Origin of the sequence: Pseudomonas fluorescens, from assembly GCF_001902145.1 — a bacterium.
GTDB classification, from domain to species: Bacteria; Pseudomonadota; Gammaproteobacteria; order Pseudomonadales; family Pseudomonadaceae; genus Aquipseudomonas; species Aquipseudomonas fluorescens_BV.
The window spans coordinates 29,397-48,269 of record NZ_MRST01000013.1; the positions used below are offsets into that span (position 1 = coordinate 29,397).

The 18,873-nt window shown below is 58.9% G+C and carries 15 protein-coding genes; 4 read left to right on the plus strand and 11 right to left on the minus strand.

Annotation, left to right across the window (positions count from 1 at the left end):
• Window positions 1–90: 90 nt before the first annotated feature.
• From lpdA to sdhC, 7 genes are all read right to left on the minus strand, one after another.
• The gene (gene lpdA / locus BUE92_RS01705; RefSeq protein WP_005786578.1) at window positions 91–1,527 is read right to left on the minus strand and encodes a dihydrolipoyl dehydrogenase; all 1,437 of its coding nucleotides are present in this window, start codon (window positions 1,525–1,527) and stop codon (window positions 91–93) included.
• 99 nt (window positions 1,528–1,626) lie between these two features.
• Window positions 1,627–2,850 (minus strand): 2-oxoglutarate dehydrogenase complex dihydrolipoyllysine-residue succinyltransferase, encoded by a 1,224-nt coding sequence (odhB, locus tag BUE92_RS01710; protein ID WP_034127192.1) that lies wholly within the window; start codon window positions 2,848–2,850, stop codon window positions 1,627–1,629.
• A gap of 44 nt (window positions 2,851–2,894) precedes the next feature.
• Window positions 2,895–5,726 (minus strand): 2-oxoglutarate dehydrogenase E1 component, encoded by a 2,832-nt coding sequence (locus BUE92_RS01715; protein WP_073521687.1) that lies wholly within the window; start codon window positions 5,724–5,726, stop codon window positions 2,895–2,897.
• A 262-nt stretch (window positions 5,727–5,988) separates the two neighbouring features.
• Window positions 5,989–6,693, minus strand: a complete 705-nt coding sequence (locus tag BUE92_RS01720) for a succinate dehydrogenase iron-sulfur subunit (protein WP_003172807.1) — start codon at window positions 6,691–6,693, stop codon at window positions 5,989–5,991.
• Between the two features lie 11 nt (window positions 6,694–6,704).
• Entirely contained in the window at window positions 6,705–8,477 is a 1,773-nt protein-coding gene (sdhA, locus tag BUE92_RS01725) for a succinate dehydrogenase flavoprotein subunit (protein WP_056788547.1), read from the minus strand.
• Window positions 8,478–8,480: 3 nt separating this feature from the next.
• Window positions 8,481–8,849, minus strand: coding sequence for a succinate dehydrogenase, hydrophobic membrane anchor protein (gene sdhD, locus BUE92_RS01730; protein WP_003172805.1), 369 nt, complete (start codon window positions 8,847–8,849; stop codon window positions 8,481–8,483).
• Window positions 8,843–9,217, minus strand: a complete 375-nt coding sequence (sdhC, locus tag BUE92_RS01735) for a succinate dehydrogenase, cytochrome b556 subunit (RefSeq protein WP_003190005.1) — start codon at window positions 9,215–9,217, stop codon at window positions 8,843–8,845. The genes sdhD and sdhC overlap by 7 nt, the downstream gene beginning before the upstream one ends.
• Window positions 9,218–9,582: 365 nt before the next feature.
• Here sdhC and gltA point away from each other — a divergent pair, with 365 nt between their 5' ends.
• A complete protein-coding gene (gltA, locus tag BUE92_RS01740) occupies window positions 9,583–10,872 on the plus strand; it encodes a citrate synthase (protein WP_014717728.1) in 1,290 nt (429 codons plus the stop codon).
• A gap of 234 nt (window positions 10,873–11,106) precedes the next feature.
• Here the strand turns inward: gltA and BUE92_RS01745 are convergent, their stop codons facing one another.
• The 3 genes from BUE92_RS01745 to BUE92_RS01755 all read right to left on the minus strand — a co-directional run bounded on the left by BUE92_RS01745 (window position 11,107) and on the right by BUE92_RS01755 (window position 14,157).
• Window positions 11,107–12,765 carry a cation acetate symporter gene (locus BUE92_RS01745; protein ID WP_073521688.1) on the minus strand — a complete coding sequence of 553 codons (1,659 nt, stop codon included), beginning with the start codon at window positions 12,763–12,765 and terminating at the stop codon, window positions 11,107–11,109.
• Window positions 12,762–13,073 carry a DUF485 domain-containing protein gene (locus BUE92_RS01750; protein ID WP_003190001.1) on the minus strand — a complete coding sequence of 104 codons (312 nt, stop codon included), beginning with the start codon at window positions 13,071–13,073 and terminating at the stop codon, window positions 12,762–12,764. The genes BUE92_RS01745 and BUE92_RS01750 overlap by 4 nt, the downstream gene beginning before the upstream one ends.
• Before the next feature lie 232 nt (window positions 13,074–13,305).
• Window positions 13,306–14,157, minus strand: a complete 852-nt coding sequence (locus tag BUE92_RS01755; RefSeq protein ID WP_003233255.1) for a glycine betaine ABC transporter substrate-binding protein — start codon at window positions 14,155–14,157, stop codon at window positions 13,306–13,308.
• A gap of 331 nt (window positions 14,158–14,488) precedes the next feature.
• Between BUE92_RS01755 and BUE92_RS01760 the strand changes: the two genes are divergently transcribed.
• Complete coding sequence (locus tag BUE92_RS01760; RefSeq protein ID WP_073521689.1) at window positions 14,489–16,042, plus strand: glycoside hydrolase family 17 protein; 1,554 nt, start codon at window positions 14,489–14,491, stop codon at window positions 16,040–16,042.
• Between the two features lie 124 nt (window positions 16,043–16,166).
• On the opposite strand, the gene BUE92_RS01765 is transcribed toward BUE92_RS01760, so the two are convergent.
• Window positions 16,167–16,535 carry a hypothetical protein gene (locus BUE92_RS01765; protein WP_073521690.1) on the minus strand — a complete coding sequence of 123 codons (369 nt, stop codon included), beginning with the start codon at window positions 16,533–16,535 and terminating at the stop codon, window positions 16,167–16,169.
• A 233-nt stretch (window positions 16,536–16,768) separates the two neighbouring features.
• On the opposite strand from BUE92_RS01765, the gene BUE92_RS01770 reads away from it, so the two are divergent.
• Window positions 16,769–18,067, plus strand: coding sequence for a serine protein kinase PrkA (locus BUE92_RS01770; protein ID WP_003189995.1), 1,299 nt, complete (start codon window positions 16,769–16,771; stop codon window positions 18,065–18,067).
• Window positions 18,060–18,848, plus strand: coding sequence for an MlaA family lipoprotein (locus BUE92_RS01775; protein WP_073521691.1), 789 nt, complete (start codon window positions 18,060–18,062; stop codon window positions 18,846–18,848). The genes BUE92_RS01770 and BUE92_RS01775 overlap by 8 nt, the downstream gene beginning before the upstream one ends.
• Window positions 18,849–18,873: the final 25 nt, after the last annotated feature.

Genomic DNA, 18,873 nt, shown 5'->3' on the forward strand with positions numbered 1-18,873 from the left:
CGCAAGGCTGCGTCCAGCGGATATTCCGCGGTGAGTCTTGCGCGCAAGGCTCACGACGGGCAACTCCGCCGTGGTTTCTTATTATCTCGCTTAACGCTTCTTCTTGTTGGCGATGTGGATGGCGCCGCCATTCACTGCCAACGCGGCTTCGTGCAGCGCTTCGGACAGGGTCGGATGGGAGAAGACCATCATGCCCAGATCCTCGGCACTGGTGCCGAATTCCATGCCGATCGCGCCTTGCTGAACCAGTTCTGCAGCGCTTGGGCCAATCACGTGGACGCCCAATACGCGGTCAGTCTTGGCATCAGCGATGACTTTGACAAAACCACCGGTGTCGTTGGCTGCCATGGCACGGCCAGAAGCGGCAAACGGGAAGGTGCCGACGTTAACTTCAACGCCTTCAGCTTTCAACTGCTGTTCGTTCTTGCCGACCCATGCAATTTCCGGGTGGGTGTAGATAACCGATGGGATCAGGTCGTAGTTCATCTGGGTCTTGTGACCCTTGATGCGCTCAACGACCATGATGCCCTCTTCGGAAGCCTTGTGGGCCAGCATCATGCCACGAACCACGTCGCCAATGGCATAGACGCCAGGCACGGTGGTAGCGCAATGATCGTCAACGTGGATGAAACCACGCTCGTCGATGTTCACGCCGCTGTCGGAAGCCAGCAGGTCGTTGGTCACTGGGCGGCGGCCCACGGCGACGATCAGCTTGTCGAAGGTGATGGTCTGCTCGCCGTCTTTGTCGGTGTAGGTCACTACGACTTCTTCGCCGTTGACCTTGGAACCGGTAACACGGGCGCCGAGCTTGATGTCCAGACCTTGTTTGGTCAGGGTTTTCAGCGCTTCCTTGGACACCGCGGTGTCGGCAGCCAGCAGGAACGTATCCAGGGCTTCCAGCACGGTGACTTCAGCGCCCAGGCGCGACCATACCGAACCCAGCTCCAGACCGATTACACCAGCGCCGATCACGCCCAGACGCTTAGGCACAGCCTGGAATTCCAGGGCGCCGGTCGAATCAACGATCACGTTGTTGTCAACAGGAGCAGGCGGAATGTCGATTGGACGCGAACCTGGCGCCAGGATCACGTTTTCGGCTTCGATGACTTCAACCGAACCGTCTGGCTTGGTGACTTCAACTTTCTTGCCGGCCAGCAACTTGCCGTGGCCTTGAATGGAAGTCACGCCGTTGGCCTTGAACAAGGTGGCAACGCCGGAAGTCAGGCCTTTGACGATGTTGGCTTTACGGCCGACCATTGCTGGTACGTCCATGGTCACGCCAGCATGGTTGATGCCGTGGATCGCGAAGCCGTCTTGGGCTTCGTGGAATTTCCAGGAGCTGTCCAGCAGCGCCTTGGATGGAATGCAACCCACGTTCAGGCAAGTACCGCCCAGCGCCAGTTTGCCTTCCTTGTCGGTGTATTTTTCGATGCAAGCAGTGGAGAGGCCCAGTTGCGCAGCCTTGATAGCGGCAACATAGCCGCCAGGGCCTGCACCAATCACTACAACGTCAAATTTCTGTGTCATGAAAATAGATCCTCTATTTGCGACAAGCTTGTAGCCACACGTTGCAAGCCAAGCTGCTTTTTCCTACAGCTTGTAGCTCGCAACGTGCAGCTGCTTCTATCAGATGTCCAGGAGCAGGCGAGCCGGGTCTTCCAGCAGGTTCTTGATGGTCACCAGGAACGTCACGGCTTCTTTACCGTCGATCAGGCGGTGATCGTAAGACAGTGCCAGGTACATCATTGGGCGGATCACGACCTGGCCGTTGATGGCCATCGGACGCTGGATGATGTTGTGCATGCCCAGGATCGCGGCTTGCGGTGGGTTGACGATCGGCGTCGACATCATCGAACCGAAGGTACCACCGTTGGTGATGGTGAAGGTACCGCCGGTCATCTCGTCGATGGTCAGCTTGCCGTCACGGGCTTTCTTGCCGAAGCCGGCGATGCCGCCTTCGATTTCGGCCAGGCTCATCAGCTCGGCGTTACGCAGCACTGGAACCACCAGGCCACGGTCGCTGGATACGGCAACGCCAATATCTGCATAGCCGTGGTAAACGATGTCGCCGCCGTCGATGGAAGCGTTGACTGCCGGGAAGCGTTTCAGCGCTTCGGTGGCCGCTTTGACGAAGAATGACATGAAGCCCAGGCGCACGCCGTTGTGGGACTTCTCGAACAGGTCCTTGTACTTCGAACGCAGGGCCATGACTTCAGTCATGTCGACTTCGTTGAAGGTGGTCAGCATCGCCATGTTCGACTGTGCTTCAACCAGGCGCTTGGCCACGGTGGCACGTACGCGAGTCATCGGTACGCGCTTCTCGGTGCGGTCGCCAGCGGCAAACACAGGCGCAGCGGCAGCAGGGGCTGCAGCCTTGGCAGGTGCGGCAGCCGGAGCGTTCTTCTTGGCTTCAACTGCGGCAACCACGTCTTCCTTGGTCACGCGGCCATCTTTGCCAGTGCCCTTGATGGAGGCCAGGTTGATGCCGTTTTCTTCAGCCAGTTGACGCGCAGCCGGTGCAGCGATTGGGTCTTCGCCACCTGCAGCCGGTGCAGCGGCAGGCGCCGAAGCAGCCGGTGCAGCAGCGGCAGGAGCAGGCGCTGCAGCAGCGCTGCCCTCTTCGATCGAGCCCAGTACCTGGTTCGACAGAACGGTAGCGCCCTCTTCCGCAACGATCGCGCCCAGCACGCCGTCAGCTTCGGCCAATACTTCCAGAACGACTTTGTCGGTCTCGATGTCGACGATCAGGTCGTCACGCTTGACGGCCTCGCCTGGTTTCTTGTGCCAGGTGGCAACGGTGCCATCGGCAACCGATTCCGGGAATGACGGGGCTTTGATTTCGATAGCCATTATCTGTAGGTCCTTAAAATTCGGTTTCAGTCAGCGCGAAGGCGTTAAACAGTGAAAGCATCTTGCAGCAGTTTTTCCTGCTGCTCGGCGTGCATCGACGCATAACCACAGGCAGGTGCAGCAGAAGCATCACGGCCGGCGTACTCAAGGACCAAGGCCTTGTTGTGGTTGCCGATGCTGCGACGCAGATGATGCTGGCTGCTGTACCAGGCGCCCTGGTTCATCGGTTCTTCCTGACACCACACCACGTTCGTGAGGTTGGTGTAAGGCGCGATGATCTCCATGAGGTCATCTTCCGGGAACGGATAAAGCTGCTCGATACGCACGATGGCGATGTCTTCGCGGCCTTCGGCACGGCGTTTTTCCAGCAGATCGTAGTAGACCTTGCCGCTGCACAGGATCAGGCGATTGACCTTGGCGGCGTCCAGCGTATCGATCTCTGGAATCACGGTCTGGAACGAACCTTGGGCCAGATCTTCCAGGGTCGAAACGGCCAGTTTGTGACGCAACAGCGACTTCGGCGTCAACACCACCAGCGGCTTGCGCAGCGGACGGATCACCTGGCGACGCAGCAAGTGGTAGATCTGCGCCGGGGTCGTCGGCACGCACACCTGAATGTTGTGCTCGGCGCACAATTGCAGGTAACGCTCCAGACGGGCCGAGGAGTGCTCTGGGCCCTGGCCTTCATAACCGTGTGGCAGCAGCATGGTCAGACCGCACAGACGGCCCCACTTGTGCTCGCCGCTGGTGATGAACTGGTCGATAACCACCTGGGCACCGTTGGCGAAGTCGCCGAACTGGGCTTCCCAGATCACCAGCGCGTTCGGCGTGGTGGTCGAGTAACCGTATTCGAACGCCAGTACGGCTTCTTCGGACAGGAACGAATCGTACAGATCGAAACGTGGCTGGCCTTCGTACAGGTTCTGCAACGGGATGTAGGTGCCCGCGTCTTTCTGGTTGTGCAATACAGCATGACGGTGCGAGAACGTACCGCGGCCGATGTCCTGGCCGGTCATGCGGATCGGGTGACCTTCGAACGCAAGGGTCGCGTACGCCATGGTTTCGGCGTAACCCCAGTTGATCGGCAGGCCACCGGCTTGCATCTTCTGACGGTCTTCGTAGATCTTCGCAACCTGGCGCTGTACGACGAAGCCTTCGGGAATTTCCAGCAACTTGGCGGACAGTTCCTGCAACGTCTTCAAATCGAACGAGGTATCGTGACGTGCAGTCCAGGTGTGACCCAGGTATGGGCGCCAGTCAACGAACAGCTCTTTGTTCGGCTCCTTGACCAGGCTTTTCACCACATGCAGGCCGTTGTCCAGCGCGTTGCGGTATTCGTCGACTTTCGCCTGAACACGCGCATCGTCCACCACACCGGCCTTGGTCAGGCTTTCAGCGTACAGCTCACGGGTGGTGCGCTGCTTGATGATCTGCTGGTACATCAACGGCTGGGTGCCGCTTGGCTCATCCGCTTCGTTGTGACCGCGACGGCGGTAGCAAACCAGGTCGATGACTACGTCACGCTTGAACTGCATGCGGTAGTCGACAGCCAGTTGGGTCACGAACAGCACGGCTTCCGGATCATCACCATTCACATGGAGGATCGGCGCCTGGATCATCTTGGCAACGTCGGTGGCGTACTCGGTGGAGCGCGCATCCAACGGGTTGCTGATGGTGAAGCCCACCTGGTTGTTGATGACGATGTGGACGGTACCGCCGGTCTTGAAGCCGCGAGTCTGCGACATCTGGAACGTTTCCAGGACCACACCCTGACCGGCGAACGCCGCGTCACCGTGGATGGAAATCGGCAGCACTTTCTCACCGGTGGCGTCGTTACGACGGTCCTGGCGAGCACGTACCGAACCCTCGACCACTGGCGAAACGATTTCCAGGTGGGAGGGGTTGAATGCCATGGCCAGGTGAACTTCACCGCCGGTGGTCATCACGTTGGACGAGAAGCCCTGGTGGTACTTAACGTCACCGGAACCCAGTTCGACCTTCTTCTTGCCTTCGAACTCGTCGAACAGCTCACGCGGGTTCTTGCCGAAGGTGTTGACCAACACGTTCAGGCGACCACGGTGAGCCATGCCGATCACGATTTCCTTGGTGCCATAGGAACCGGAACGCTGGATCAGCTCGTCGAGCATCGGAATCAGGCTTTCGCCGCCTTCCAGGCCGAAACGCTTGGTGCCTGGGTATTTGGTGCCCAGGTATTTCTCGAGGCCTTCGGCCGCGGTCACACGCTCCAGCAGGTGGCCGCGCACATCGGCGGACAATACCGGACGGCCACGCACGCCTTCCAGGCGGTGCTGGAACCACTGGCGCTGCTCGGAATCGGTGATGTGCGTGAATTCAGCGCCGATGGTGCGGCAATATGTCTGCTGCAACGCTTCGTGAATTTCGCGTAGGCTCGCTTCCTCTTTGCCGATGAACAGGTCGCCGGCACGGAAGGTCGTATCAAGATCGGCATTGGTCAAGCCGTAATGATTGATCGACAGGTCTGCAGGTGCAGGACGCTGCCACAGCCCCAGCGGGTCAAGCTGGGCTGCCTGGTGGCCACGCATACGGTAGGCCTGGATCAGTCGCAGTACTTCAACTTGCTTCTTCTCGTGCTCACTGCTCACGCTGCCGGCGGAAACCGGTTGGGCGCGGCGCTGGTTCTTTGCCAGCAGCACGAACTGATCGCGAATTGTTGCGTGCGATACATCGGTGGCAGCGTTGCCGTCTGAAGACAACGTCTGAAATTTGGTGCGCCATTCTTCTGGCACAGCGTTAGGGTCGTGCAGGTAGAGCTCATAAAGCTCTTCCACATAGGCAGCGTTACCACCTGAAAGATAGCCGCTGTTCCACATGCGCTGCATCACGCTTTCTTGCATGCTTGGTCACCCTCGATTTGGGGACACCACCGGCGAAAACACCGAGTTTGCTTGCAAAAGGCCAAGTGCAGCGACCAAAACAAGCCACTTAGGATCACGCTGATAGTTCGGGTACCAACCCGAATGCCCCTGCTTGTCTCATTTCTTCAAAATAAGAGCCGCGGCTTTGTAAGTCGCTGCTCAAGTTAAAACTACGGCGCCGGTTGAAGCCTGCGCCGCAGCATTTACGGGCACAACGGTCCTGCTTTTACTACAACGTCAGTTACACGCCGCTCTGCAGCAGCATGTTACGGATGTGACCAATGGCCTTAGTCGGGTTCAGGCCTTTAGGACATACGTTGACGCAGTTCATGATCCCGCGGCAGCGGAATACGCTGAACGGGTCATCCAGCGAAGCCAGACGCTCGGACGTCTTGGTGTCGCGGCTGTCTGCCAGGAAGCGATAGGCTTGCAGCAGCGCAGCTGGACCCAGGAATTTGTCCGGGTTCCACCAGAAGGACGGGCAGGATGTCGAGCAGCAAGCGCACAGGATGCACTCGTACAGGCCATCGAGCTTTTCACGCTCTTCCGGGGACTGCAGACGCTCGATGGCCGGAGCCGGCGTGTCGTTCTGCAGGAACGGCTTAACTTTCTCGTATTGCTTGTAGAAGATGCTCATATCGACGACCAGGTCACGGATAACCGGCAAACCTGGCAGAGGACGAACGATCAGCTTGTTGCCTTTGACCACGGCGGACAGCGGCGTGATGCACGCCAGGCCGTTTTTGCCGTTGATGTTCATGCCGTCGGAACCGCACACACCTTCACGGCAAGAGCGACGATAGGAGAAACCCTCGTCCTGCTCTTTGATCAGTGCCAATACATCCAGCACCATCAGGTCTTTACCACCGGTATCGACCTGGAATTCCTGCATGAACGGCGCGGCGTCCTGATCAGGGTTGTAGCGATAAACACTGACTTTCAACATGGCAGCCACCCTTAGTAAGTCCGAATCTTCGGTTCAAACGTCGGCACCGTCTTCGGCGAGAAGTTCACGGCACGCTTGGTTACGCGCTTGTCACCCGGGAAGTACAGGGTGTGGCACAACCAGTTTTCGTCGTCGCGATCTTCAAAGTCTTCACGAGCGTGAGCACCACGGGATTCTTTACGAACCTCGGCGGCGATCGCCGTCGCTTCAGCCACTTCCAGCAGGTTTTGCAGTTCAAGGGCTTCGATACGAGCGGTGTTGAACGCCTGGCTCTTATCGTTGATCTTGACGTTGGCGATACGCTTGCGCAGGTCAGCCAGCTGAGCAATACCCTTCTGCATGTATTCGCCGGTACGGAATACACCGAAGTAGTTCTGCATGCAGCTTTGCAGCTCGCGACGCAGGGTAGCCACGTCTTCGCCATCGGTACGCTCGTTCAGAGCGTTCAGGCGCGCCAGGGCGGCCTCGATGTTGGCGTCTGTCGCGTCATCGTATTCGATGCCGTCGGTCAGGGCCTTTTCCAGGTGCAGGCCGGCAGCGCGACCGAATACCACCAGGTCGAGCAGCGAGTTGCCGCCCAGGCGGTTGGCACCGTGAACCGATACGCAAGCCACTTCGCCTACTGCGAACAGACCATGGATGATCTCGTCCACGCCTTCGGCGTTCTGGGTGATTGCCTGGCCGTGAATGTTGGTCGGCACGCCGCCCATCATATAGTGGCAAGTTGGAACTACCGGAACCGGAGCAACCACCGGGTCAACGTGGGCGAAGGTCTTGGACAGCTCGCAGATACCAGGCAGGCGGCTGTGCAGCACTTCTTCGCCCAGGTGATCGAGCTTGAGCAGTACGTGGTCGCCATTCGGGCCACAGCCGTTACCGGCGATGATCTCTTTAACCATCGAACGGGCCACAACGTCACGACCCGCCAGGTCTTTGGCGTTCGGAGCATAACGCTCCATGAAACGCTCGCCGTGCTTGTTGATCAGGTAACCACCTTCACCACGGCAACCTTCGGTCACCAGTACACCGGCGCCAGCGATGCCGGTCGGGTGGAACTGCCACATTTCGATGTCTTGTACCGGTACGCCAGCACGCAGGGCCATGCCCACGCCGTCACCGGTGTTGATCAGAGCATTGGTGGTCGAAGCGTAGATACGGCCTGCACCACCAGTCGCCAGAACAGTAGCCTTGGCGCGGATGTAGGTGGTTTCGCCGGTTTCGATGCAGATGGCGATCACGCCGACGAACTCGCCCTTGCCGTTCTTCACCAGATCGACAGCGTAGTACTCGTTCAGGAACGTGGTACCGGCTTTCAGGTTGCCCTGATAAAGGGTGTGCAGCAGCGCGTGACCGGTACGGTCGGACGCGGCGCAGGTACGGGCAGCCTGGCCACCTTTACCGTAGTCCTTGGACTGGCCACCGAATGGACGCTGGTAGATACGACCTTGCTCGGTACGGGAGAACGGCAGGCCCATGTGGTCCAGCTCGAACACTGCGGCCGGGCCTTCCTGACACATGTATTCGATAGCGTCCTGGTCACCGATATAGTCGGAACCCTTGACGGTATCGTACATGTGCCAGCGCCAGTCATCGTTCGGGTCGGCGGAGGCGATGGCGCAGGTGATGCCACCCTGGGCCGATACGGTGTGGGACCGCGTCGGGAATACCTTGGTGATCACGGCAGTCTTGTGACCGCCCTGGGCCAGCTGCAGCGCAGCGCGCATGCCAGCACCGCCGCCACCAATAATGATGGCGTCGAATGAAATAGTTGGAATGTTAGCCATGAATCAGATACCCCAAAGAATCTGCACACCCCAGACGAAGTAAGCGAACATCGCGACGCCGCATACTGCCTGGAAGAGGAAACGTACTGCAGTCGCGGACTTGCCCAGCGCCATCGGCGTCAGGTAGTCAGTCGCGATGGTCCACATGCCAACCCAGGCGTGAGCGCCCAGGGCTACAAGGGCCAGCAGACTGAAGATTCGCATCGCATTGTGGGAAAACAGGCCGTGCCATTGCTCATAGCCGATGCCCGGGTTTGCGACGAGGTATCCGATCAGGAAAATGAAATAAGCCGCGAGAACGACCGCAGACACACGCTGTGCCATCCAGTCATAGAGGCCCGAACGCGACAGATTCGTTACGCTGGTTACCATATCCAAACTCCTGCCAGAACGATCAGCACCACGGAAATGGCGATGATGATTTTCGAGCCCAGGCGGCCGCCTTCCAGCGTCTCACCGATGCCCATGTCCATGATCAAGTGGCGCACACCGGCTACCAGATGATACAGAAGAGAGGACAGGAGGCCCCATGCTACGAACTTGGCCAGCGGGCTGGTCAAGCATGCCTTCACCTCGGCGTATCCTTCCTCGGAACCCAGGGATTTGCTCAATGCATAAAGCATGATGCCCAAGCCCAGGAACAGGATGATGCCGGAAACACGGTGCAGGAACGACGTAACGCCGGTGATGGGGAGTTTGATGGTCCTTAGGTCTAGGTTTACAGGTCGTTGGCTATTCACGGCTTTTTTTCACACTGAAGAGCCCCTAACAATCAGGGCAAAGTTGTTGGGGAGTGCGACTGGTCAGGTAAGCACCACCCAGGGAGTGCGACCCCCAATGAAAGCAAGCCCAAAAGCCCTTGGCGGTCGGTGGCCGAGTATAGACAGTTAGGTTACTAATGACAACGCGCGCACCTCACCCTAATAGCTGATTGCGCTGGCGGGATAAAAGGCGTAAATGGCAGGCAATTTCGACGAAAAAGTACGGTTAAAGCCTTCTGGCGCAAGACTTTAGGCAAATTGACATCTGGATTTATATCAATATAGTGGTGCGGGCCCTGCGTGGGGGGTCTGTCTGATGATTTGAAGCATAAATAGGAGGCCACATGGCTGACAAAAAAGCGCAGTTGATCATCGAGGGCGCAGCCCCCGTCGAGCTGCCCATTTTAACCGGCACCGTTGGTCCCGATGTTATCGACGTACGGGGCCTGACGGCCACGGGCCGTTTTACTTTCGACCCAGGCTTCATGTCGACCGCTTCCTGCGAGTCGAAGATCACCTATATCGATGGTGACAATGGCATTCTGCTTCATCGCGGCTACCCGATCGAGCAACTGGCTGAAAAGTCGGACTATCTGGAAACCTGCTACCTGCTGCTAAATGGCGAATTGCCGACAGCCGAGCAGAAAGCCCAGTTCGTCAGCACCGTGAAGAACCACACCATGGTTCACGAGCAGTTGAAGACCTTCTTCAACGGCTTTCGTCGCGACGCCCACCCGATGGCCGTCATGTGCGGTGTAGTAGGCGCCCTGTCGGCCTTCTATCACGACTCCCTGGACATCAATAACCCGCAGCATCGCGAAATTTCCGCGATCCGCCTGGTTGCCAAGATGCCCACCCTGGCCGCAATGGTTTACAAGTACTCCATGGGCCAGCCCATGATGTACCCGCGCAACGACCTGACGTACGCGGAAAACTTCCTGCACATGATGTTCAACACCCCGTGCGAGATCAAACCGATCAGCCCGGTGCTCGCCAAGGCCATGGACCGGATCTTCATCCTCCACGCCGACCACGAGCAGAACGCCTCCACCTCTACCGTGCGCCTGGCGGGCTCTTCGGGTGCCAACCCGTTCGCCTGTATTGCCGCCGGTATCGCCGCACTGTGGGGCCCTGCCCACGGCGGTGCGAACGAAGCCGTATTGACCATGCTCGATGAAATTGGCGATGTGTCCAACATCGACACCTTCATTGCCAAGGCCAAGGACAAGAACGATCCGTTCAAGTTGATGGGCTTCGGTCACCGGGTCTACAAGAACCGCGACCCGCGCGCCACCGTGATGAAGCAGACCTGCGACGAAGTGTTGAAGGAACTGGGCATCAAGAACGATCCGCAACTCGAACTGGCCATGCGCCTGGAAGAGATCGCCCTGACCGACCCGTACTTCATCGAACGCTCGCTGTACCCGAACGTCGACTTCTACTCGGGGATCATCCTCAAGGCGATCGGCATTCCAACCAGCATGTTCACCGTGATCTTCGCCCTGGCGCGGACCGTGGGTTGGATCTCCCACTGGAAAGAAATGCTCTCCAGCCCGTACAAGATCGGCCGCCCGCGCCAGCTGTACACCGGCTACGAGTCGCGTGACATTACCAAGCTGGAAGATCGCAAGTAAGCCCTTGGTTTAGTTGCACCGAGAACGGCCTCCCTTAGTGGAGGCCGTTTTTGTTTGTGGTGCCTGGCCTACCGCCATCGCAGGCAAGCCAGCTCCCACAGTCGATCGGGTTCAAACAGTCAACATGTGGGAGCCGGGCTTGCCCGCGATGAGGCCAGCCCAGACAACACAAAGAGCCCAGGCAAAAAAATACCCCAGCCTTTCGACCGGGGTATCTCTTATGCAGCTGACAATTTAGTGGTTGACCGCCCCACTCGCCCCCAAACCAGTCTGCGAACGCACAAACTGCGGGAAGTACAGCGCACGCTCTTTCTCTGCCGCGGCCGACTTGTCGGTGATGGAGAAGAACCAGATGCCGACGAACGCAATGATCATCGAGAACAGCGCCGGGTACTCGTACGGGAAGATGGCTTTTTCATTGTGCAGGATCGAGACCCAGATGGTCGGGCCAAGCACCATCAGGCCGACAGCACTGACCAGCCCCAACCAGCCACCGATCATGGCGCCACGGGTGGTGAGGTTTTTCCAGTACATGGAAAGCAGCAACACCGGGAAGTTACAGCTGGCGGCAATGGAGAACGCCAGGCCGACCATGAACGCAATGTTCTGGCTTTCGAACAGGATACCCAGGCCGATGGCCAACACCGCCAGGGCGATAGTGGTGATCTTCGACACGCGAATCTCATCTTTCTCGTTGGCCTTGCCTTTCTTGATCACGCTGGCATACAGGTCATGGGACACCGCCGAAGCACCCGCCAGGGTCAAGCCGGCAACCACCGCGAGGATGGTGGCAAACGCCACGGCCGAGATGAAGCCCAGGAAGATACTGCCGCCCACGGCGTTGGCCAGGTGCACCGCTGCCATGTTGTTACCACCGAGCAAGGCGCCCGCTGCATCCTTGAACGCCGGATTGGTGCTGACCAAAAGGATCGCGCCGAAACCGATGATGAAGGTCAGGATATAGAAGTAGCCGATGAAGCCGGTTGCGTACAGCACGCTCTTACGCGCTTCCTTGGCGTCACTTACCGTGAAGAAACGCATCAGGATGTGCGGCAGGCCAGCGGTACCGAACATCAGTGCCAAGCCCAGGGAGAATGCCGAGATCGGGTCTTTCACCAGGCCGCCCGGGCTCATGATCGCTTCACCTTTAGGGTGAACCTTGATCGCCTCGGCAAACAGCATGTTGAAGTCGAAGTTGACGTGCTTCATGACCATCAGCGCCATGAACGAGGCACCGGACAGCAGCAGCACCGCCTTGATGATCTGCACCCAGGTGGTCGCCAACATGCCGCCGAACAGCACATACAGGCACATCAGGATGCCGACCAGGATCACCGCCACATGGTAATCAAGGCCAAACAGCAGCTGGATCAGCTTGCCCGCGCCGACCATCTGCGCGATCAGGTAGAACGCCACCACCACCAGCGAGCCACACGCCGACAGGCTGCGGATCTGGGTTTGCCCCAGGCGATAGGACGCCACGTCGGCAAAGGTGTATTTGCCCAGGTTACGCAAGCGCTCGGCGATCAGGAACAGAATGATCGGCCAGCCCACGAGGAAGCCGATCGAATAGATCAAGCCGTCGTAGCCGGAGGTGAATACCAGCGCGGAAATCCCCAGGAAGGACGCCGCCGACATGTAGTCACCGGCAATCGCCAGACCGTTCTGGAAACCGGTGATCTTGCCGCCCGCCGCATAGTAGTCCGCTGCCGATTTGTTGCGCTTGGACGCCCAGTAGGTGATGCACAGGGTGGCACCGACAAACGCGACGAACATCACAATGGCTGAGACGTTCAGCGGTTGCTTGTGCACTTCACCGGTCAATGCGTCCGCCGCCCAAACGGCCGGAGCCAACAGCGAAGCACCGAATAGAGCCAATAGACGCCGGATCATTGCGCAGCCTCCTTGAGAATCGCATTGTTCAGGTCGTCAAATTCGCCGTTGGCCCGACGCACGTAGATGCCCGTGAGAATAAAGGCCGACACAATCAGCCCGACGCCCAGGGGAATGCCCCAGGTGATCGAGGAACCGGGGCTGATCTTGGCCCCCAGTACTTGTGGCCCGTAGGCAATCAACAGGATGAAAGCGGAGTAAAGCCCTAGCATGATCGCCGAGAGAATCCAGGCGAACCTTTCCCTTTTCCTGACCAGCTCCTTGAAACGCGGGCTGTTTTGAATCGAGAGGTAAATGCTGTCGTTCATTGTTTTTATCCTCGCAGCACAGCTTTTTATTATTTTGGAACGTATCCACTGTATGCGGCTGCGCAATGGGTTCCAGACGACCTTAGTAGTAGATCGAGCATAGCGAGGTTTTGTAAGAAATGTAGGAGCGAGCTTGCTCGCGAAAGACGCCGACGATAACGCGTTCATTCTGGATGATCGCGGTGCCTGTGCGTTCTTCGCGAGCAAGCTCGCTCCTACAGTTGGGGCGGGGTTATTTAGCGGTCCACTCGGCCACGCGCTCGGGGTGCTTGGCTACCCAGTCCTTGGCCGCTGCGTCCGGCTTGGCGCCTTCTTGAATCGCCAGCATGACTTCACCGATTTCATCCTTGGAGGCCCACTGGAATTTCTTCAGGAAGGCCGCGACTTCCGGCGCTTTCTTCTCCAGGCCCTTGCTGCCGATGCTGTTGACGGTTTCAGCAGCACCATAAATCCCTTTTGGGTCGTCCAGGAAACGCAGTTTCCACTTGGCGAACATCCAGTGCGGCACCCAACCGGTGACCGCAATCGACTCCTGCTTGTCTTCGGCGCGGGTCAGTTCGGCAATCATCGCCGCACCCGAGCTGGCTTGCAGTTTGTAGTCCAGGCCATATTGCTTGATAGCTTCGTCGGTCTTGAGCATTACGCCTGAACCGGCGTCGATGCCGACGATCTTGTTCTTGAAGGTGGTATCGGTCTTGAGGTCTTCAATGGACTTGGCCTTGACGTACTCCGGCACGATCAGGCCGATCTTGGCGTCCTTGAAGTTGGGGCCGTAGTCGACCACCTTGTCCTTGTTCTTGGTCCAGTATTCACCGTGGGTCACCGGTAGCCAGGCGGAGAGCATGGCATCGAGTTTGCCGGTGGCGACGCCCTGCCACATGATCCCGGTGGCAACCGCTTGCAGTTTTACGTCGTAGCCCAGCTTTTGCTTGATCACCTCTGCCGCCACATGAGTGGTGGCCACGCTGTCGGACCAGCCGTCCACGTAGCCGATGCTCAGGGTCTTGCTGTCGGCACTGGCCAGTGTGGAGCCCATCGCAACTACCAGAGTGGCAGCTGCGCCCAAGAGTCGTCGCATCTTCATAGTACTTCCCCGAAAGTGCTGCGCCCGGCGGATGCCGAGCGACGTCAAACTGTTGTTATAGGGTGCACCGCGCCCCCTTCACGCGCATCGATCCGGTTGCTGAGGCATCAGTGGAGTACTGACAGTTTTATCTTCAACCTGCGTAGCGCTTTGCCCTGCTCTGCCTGCGACCTTGGTTGAGCAAGAAACGACATCACATCGCCAGTAAGACGCTTTGTAGGCGTTATCGCCAGAATCCCGCCCGAAGTTTGCATGTCAAAATTATGCAGCCGCACTGGGCTGTGGCAAATCCGGGTAAGATGCGCGCCTTTGCTCCCCAGATAAGCCGACCATGCCCGCGACTGCCCGCTTTCCTGCCCTCCCCTATTTCTTCGCCTTGATCCTCGGCGTGCTTGCCCTTGTCGGCTACTGGTACGGCCTCGGCCGGCCGGTGGTGTTGCCGGACGTCGCCAGCGCCAGCCATAAGCTGCAATGTGCCTCCTATACGCCGTTCGACAAAGACCAATCCCCATTTGACCAGCCGTTCAGGTTGCGCCCCGAGCGCATGGACGCCGACCTGGCGCTGCTGGCTACGCGTTTTAAATGCGTTCGCACTTACACCATGCTCGGCCTGGAAGCGCTGCCAAGCATGGCGCGCGCGCACGGCTTGAAGGTGATGGCCGGTGCCTGGGTCAGTAGCGATCCAGTGGCAACCGAGAAAGAAATCAAAGCGTTGATCGCGGCTGCCAATGCCAGCCCGGACGTGGTGACCTCGGTGATCGTCGGCAACGAAGCCCTGCTGCGCAAGGAAGTCACCGCCAAGCAACTGGTGGCGCTGATCCATCAGGTCAAAAGCCAGATCAAGCAGCCCGTCACCTATGCCGACGTCTGGGAATTCTGGCTGCAACACCCGGAAATCGAGCCGGCGGTAGACTTCCTGACCATTCACTTGCTGCCCTACTGGGAAGATGAACCGTCCGGTATCGACCAGGCGCTCAAGCATGTGGGCGACGTACGCCAGACCTTCGGCCATAAATTTGCACCCAAGGACATCGTGATCGGCGAAACCGGCTGGCCCAGCGAAGGCCGCCAGCGCGAAACCGCCGTGCCCAGCCGAGTCAACGAAGCCAGGTTCATGCGCGGTTTCGTGGCCATGGCCGAAGCCAATGGCTGGCGCTACAACCTCATAGAAGCCTTTGACCAGCCATGGAAGCGCGCCAGTGAAGGGGCTGTGGGTGGTTACTGGGGGCTGTTCGATGCAGACCGTCAGGACAAAGGCATTCTCGCCGGCCCTGTGACCAATGTGCCGTACTGGCCGTTGTGGCTGGGGGTCGGTGGGCTCATCCTGCTCGGCACCCTGGTGCTCGGCGGCCGTGTTCGCAGCACGCGCCCAGCATTGATACTGCCATTGCTCGGGGCCGTCGCAGCGTGCTCTATCGGCAGCTGGGCCGAATTGACTCGCGTTACCGCACGCTTCAACGATGAATGGGTGTGGGCAGGTGTGCTGGTGGTGTTGAACCTGCTGGTGCTGGCCCATGCCGCCCTGGCCCTCAGCGCCCGGGAAGGCTGGCGTGAGCGCGGGTTCAACTGGCTGGAGCAACGCGCCGGCTGGCTGGTGGCAATCGCCGGGTTCGCCGGTGCGGTGATGATGCTGGCGCTGGTGTTTGACCCGCGCTATCGCAGCTTCCCGAGCGCAGCGCTGGTATTGCCGGCCCTGGTGTACCTGGTACGCCCGGTGACCGGGCCGCGTCGGGAGATTGCGTTGCTGGCCTTCATCATCGGTGCCGGCATTGCGCCGCAGTTGTACCGTGAAGGGCTGTTGAGCCAACAGGCCTGGGGTTGGGCAGTGGTCAGCGTGCTGATGGTTGCGGCTTTGTGGCGTTGCTTGCGAGTGCGCACGGCTTGACGCAATCACCTGTAGGAGCGAGCTTGCTCGCGAAAAACGCCAGGATAACGCGGGGCATCAGGTACCCCGCGTTATCGTTAACGACCATCGCGAGCAAGCTCGCTCCTACAGGGGTGAGGCCACATCAGGCGCCGCGAGGCTTCCTGACCAACCGCAACCCTGCAATCACCACCGCAAACACCGCAAACGTCGTGTTGTACAGCGCCAGCGCCGGCAACCCGAACACCAACCCCGCCACTGCCAACGCCCACCCCGCACGCCCCGGTACAAAAAAGCCCAGCACCGAGGTGATCAACGCCGCCCACCCCAGCAGCTTGAAATGAATCATCAAACCCAGGTTCGAACGCACCTGGCATTCCCAGCGGCTGGCCTCATCAGCGCAGATGCCAACCCATTGCCCATCCTCCATGAAGCCGTAGCGTGCGGCATAACTGGCGGCCAGCCATAACGGCAGGGCAATAAGCAGCAGGATCAACGGCAAACGACGGGACATGGGGCACTCCGATAGGCAAAAACGGCGCCCAGCTTAATCCCACGGCGGGCGTTAGCAAGGTGTTCGCACAGATATCTGTTCAACAAAGCATGGCAAAGTGTATCGTCTCGCTACTATTACCCCGATTCCGACGTTTTTTCCGACTTTTCGTGCCGAGTGCTGGCACTTCGGTGACAAGGCGGTGGTCATAGCCTGCGAACTTCATTCAGCCCGTTCCTCTTAGGGATTAAGTCATGCTCCGTTCCTTGCGCTGTGCTGCCTTGCTGGGCAGCCTATTTTTGAGTGCGTCAGCACTGGCCGTCGATATCGACCAAGCCAGCTATGGCTACCCTTTGACCAACCCGTTCGAAGCGACCATCGCCACCACGCCTCCCGATCTGCGGCCAACCCTGCCGACCGATGACGAGATCAACCAATCCGACTACACCCTGACGATGCGCCCCGAGCGCGAGTTCAGCCTGCCGGACAATTTCTGGGCGGTGAAGAAACTCACCTACCGCATTGCCAAGCAGGACCGCGCCGCGCCTTTGATCTTCCTGATCGCCGGCACCGGTGCACGCTTTGACAGCAGCATCAACGAATACCTGAAAAAGCTGTATTACCAGGCCGGCTACCATGTGGTGCAGCTGTCCTCGCCAACCAGCTTCGACTTCATCAGCGCCGCTTCGCGCTTCGCCACCCCGGGCATCACCCAGGAAGACGCCGAAGACATGTACCGCGTGATGCAAGCCGTACGCGCGCAGAACGCCTCGTTGCCAGTGACCGATTTCTACCTCACCGGCTATAGCCTGGGCGCCCTGGATGCTGCATTTGTCAGCAAGCTGGATGAGACCCGCCGCAGCTTCAACTTCAAGAAAGTGCTGCTGCTCAACCCGCCGGTCAACCTCTATACCTCGATCACCAACCTCGACAAGCTGGTACAGACCGAGGTCAAGGGCATCAACAACAGCACCACCTTCTATGAGTTGGTGCTGAGCAAACTGACGCGTTACTTCCAGCAAAAAGGCTACATCGACCTCAACGATGCCTTGCTCTATGACTTCCAGCAGTCCAAGCAACACCTGAGCAACGAACAGATGGCCATGCTGATCGGCACCTCGTTCCGCTTCTCGGCCGCCGACATTGCCTTCACCTCGGACTTGATCAACCGCCGCGGCCTGATCATTCCGCCCAAGTACCCCATCACCGAAGGCACCAGCCTCACGCCGTTCCTCAAGCGTGCCCTGCAGTGCGACTTCGACTGCTACCTCACCGAACAAGTGATCCCGATGTGGCGCGCTCGTTCCGATGGCGGCAGCCTGCTGCAACTGATCGATCAGGTCAGCTTGTACGCCCTCAAGGACTACCTGCGCGACAGCCCGAAAATCGCCGTGATGCATAACGCCGACGATGTGATCCTCGGCCCTGGCGACCTGGGCTTCCTGCGTAAAACCTTCGGCGATCGCTTGACCGTCTACCCGCTGGGCGGCCACTGCGGCAACCTCAATTACCGCGTCAACGCCGACGCCATGCTGGAGTTCTTCCGTGGCTAAATATCTTCTGCTGCTCGCTGCACTGATATGCGCAGGCGTGGCCAATGCCGACAACAGCAAGGCTCAAGAACCCGTCAAGGTCGATGCCGACGGTTTCAAGGAGCCGCTGACCAAGCTCAAGTTCAACCCAGGCTTGGACCAACGTGAATTCGAACGCTCCACGCTCACCGCGCTCAACGTCTACGACCCACTGGAGTCGTGGAACCGCCGCGTGTACCACTTCAACTATCGCTTCGACCAGTGGGTGTTCCTGCCGGTGGTGAACGGTTACCGCTACGTCACGCCGAGCTTCCTGCGCACCGGCGTGAGCAACTTCTTCAACAACCTGGGCGATGTGCCCAACCTGATGAACAGCTTGTTGCAGCTCAAGGGCCACCGCTCCCTGGAAACCACCGGGCGCCTGCTGGTCAACACCACCATTGGCATCGCGGGCCTGTGGGACCCAGCCACCGCCATGGGCCTGCCGCGCCAGAGCGAAGACTTCGGCCAGACCCTGGGCTTCTACGGTGTACCGGGCGGCGCCTATGTGATGCTGCCGATCTTAGGCCCGTCGAACCTGCGTGACACCGGCGGCCTGCTGGTGGACTACAGCGCCGAATCGCAGATCAACTTCCTCAACGTATCCGAAGTCAGCTCCAACCATCCGGAAGTCTGGGCCCTGCGCGCCGTGGACAAGCGCTACCAGACCAGCTTCCGCTACGGCCAGATGAACTCGCCGTTCGAGTATGAGAAGGTGCGGTATATCTACACCGAATCGCGCAAGTTGCAGATTGCCGAGTAAACCGCAGCGATAAAAAAGGCCATTC

Excerpts from the sequence above, each read along its gene's own strand:
- gltA (WP_014717728.1), top strand. The coding sequence starts at position 9,583 with ATGGCTGACAAAAAAGCGCAGTTGATCATCGAGGGCGCAGCCCCCGTC.
- BUE92_RS01765 (WP_073521690.1), bottom strand. The coding sequence starts at position 16,535 with ATGTCCCGTCGTTTGCCGTTGATCCTGCTGCTTATTGCCCTGCCGTTA.
- lpdA (WP_005786578.1), bottom strand. The coding sequence starts at position 1,527 with ATGACACAGAAATTTGACGTTGTAGTGATTGGTGCAGGCCCTGGCGGC.
- BUE92_RS01755 (WP_003233255.1), bottom strand. The coding sequence starts at position 14,157 with ATGAAGATGCGACGACTCTTGGGCGCAGCTGCCACTCTGGTAGTTGCG.
- BUE92_RS01750 (WP_003190001.1), bottom strand. The coding sequence starts at position 13,073 with ATGAACGACAGCATTTACCTCTCGATTCAAAACAGCCCGCGTTTCAAG.
- BUE92_RS01715 (WP_073521687.1), bottom strand. The coding sequence starts at position 5,726 with ATGCAAGAAAGCGTGATGCAGCGCATGTGGAACAGCGGCTATCTTTCA.
- BUE92_RS01760 (WP_073521689.1), top strand. The coding sequence starts at position 14,489 with ATGCCCGCGACTGCCCGCTTTCCTGCCCTCCCCTATTTCTTCGCCTTG.
- BUE92_RS01720 (WP_003172807.1), bottom strand. The coding sequence starts at position 6,693 with ATGTTGAAAGTCAGTGTTTATCGCTACAACCCTGATCAGGACGCCGCG.
- sdhD (WP_003172805.1), bottom strand. The coding sequence starts at position 8,849 with ATGGTAACCAGCGTAACGAATCTGTCGCGTTCGGGCCTCTATGACTGG.
- BUE92_RS01745 (WP_073521688.1), bottom strand. The coding sequence starts at position 12,765 with ATGATCCGGCGTCTATTGGCTCTATTCGGTGCTTCGCTGTTGGCTCCG.
- BUE92_RS01770 (WP_003189995.1), top strand. The coding sequence starts at position 16,769 with ATGCTCCGTTCCTTGCGCTGTGCTGCCTTGCTGGGCAGCCTATTTTTG.
- sdhA (WP_056788547.1), bottom strand. The coding sequence starts at position 8,477 with ATGGCTAACATTCCAACTATTTCATTCGACGCCATCATTATTGGTGGC.
- odhB (WP_034127192.1), bottom strand. The coding sequence starts at position 2,850 with ATGGCTATCGAAATCAAAGCCCCGTCATTCCCGGAATCGGTTGCCGAT.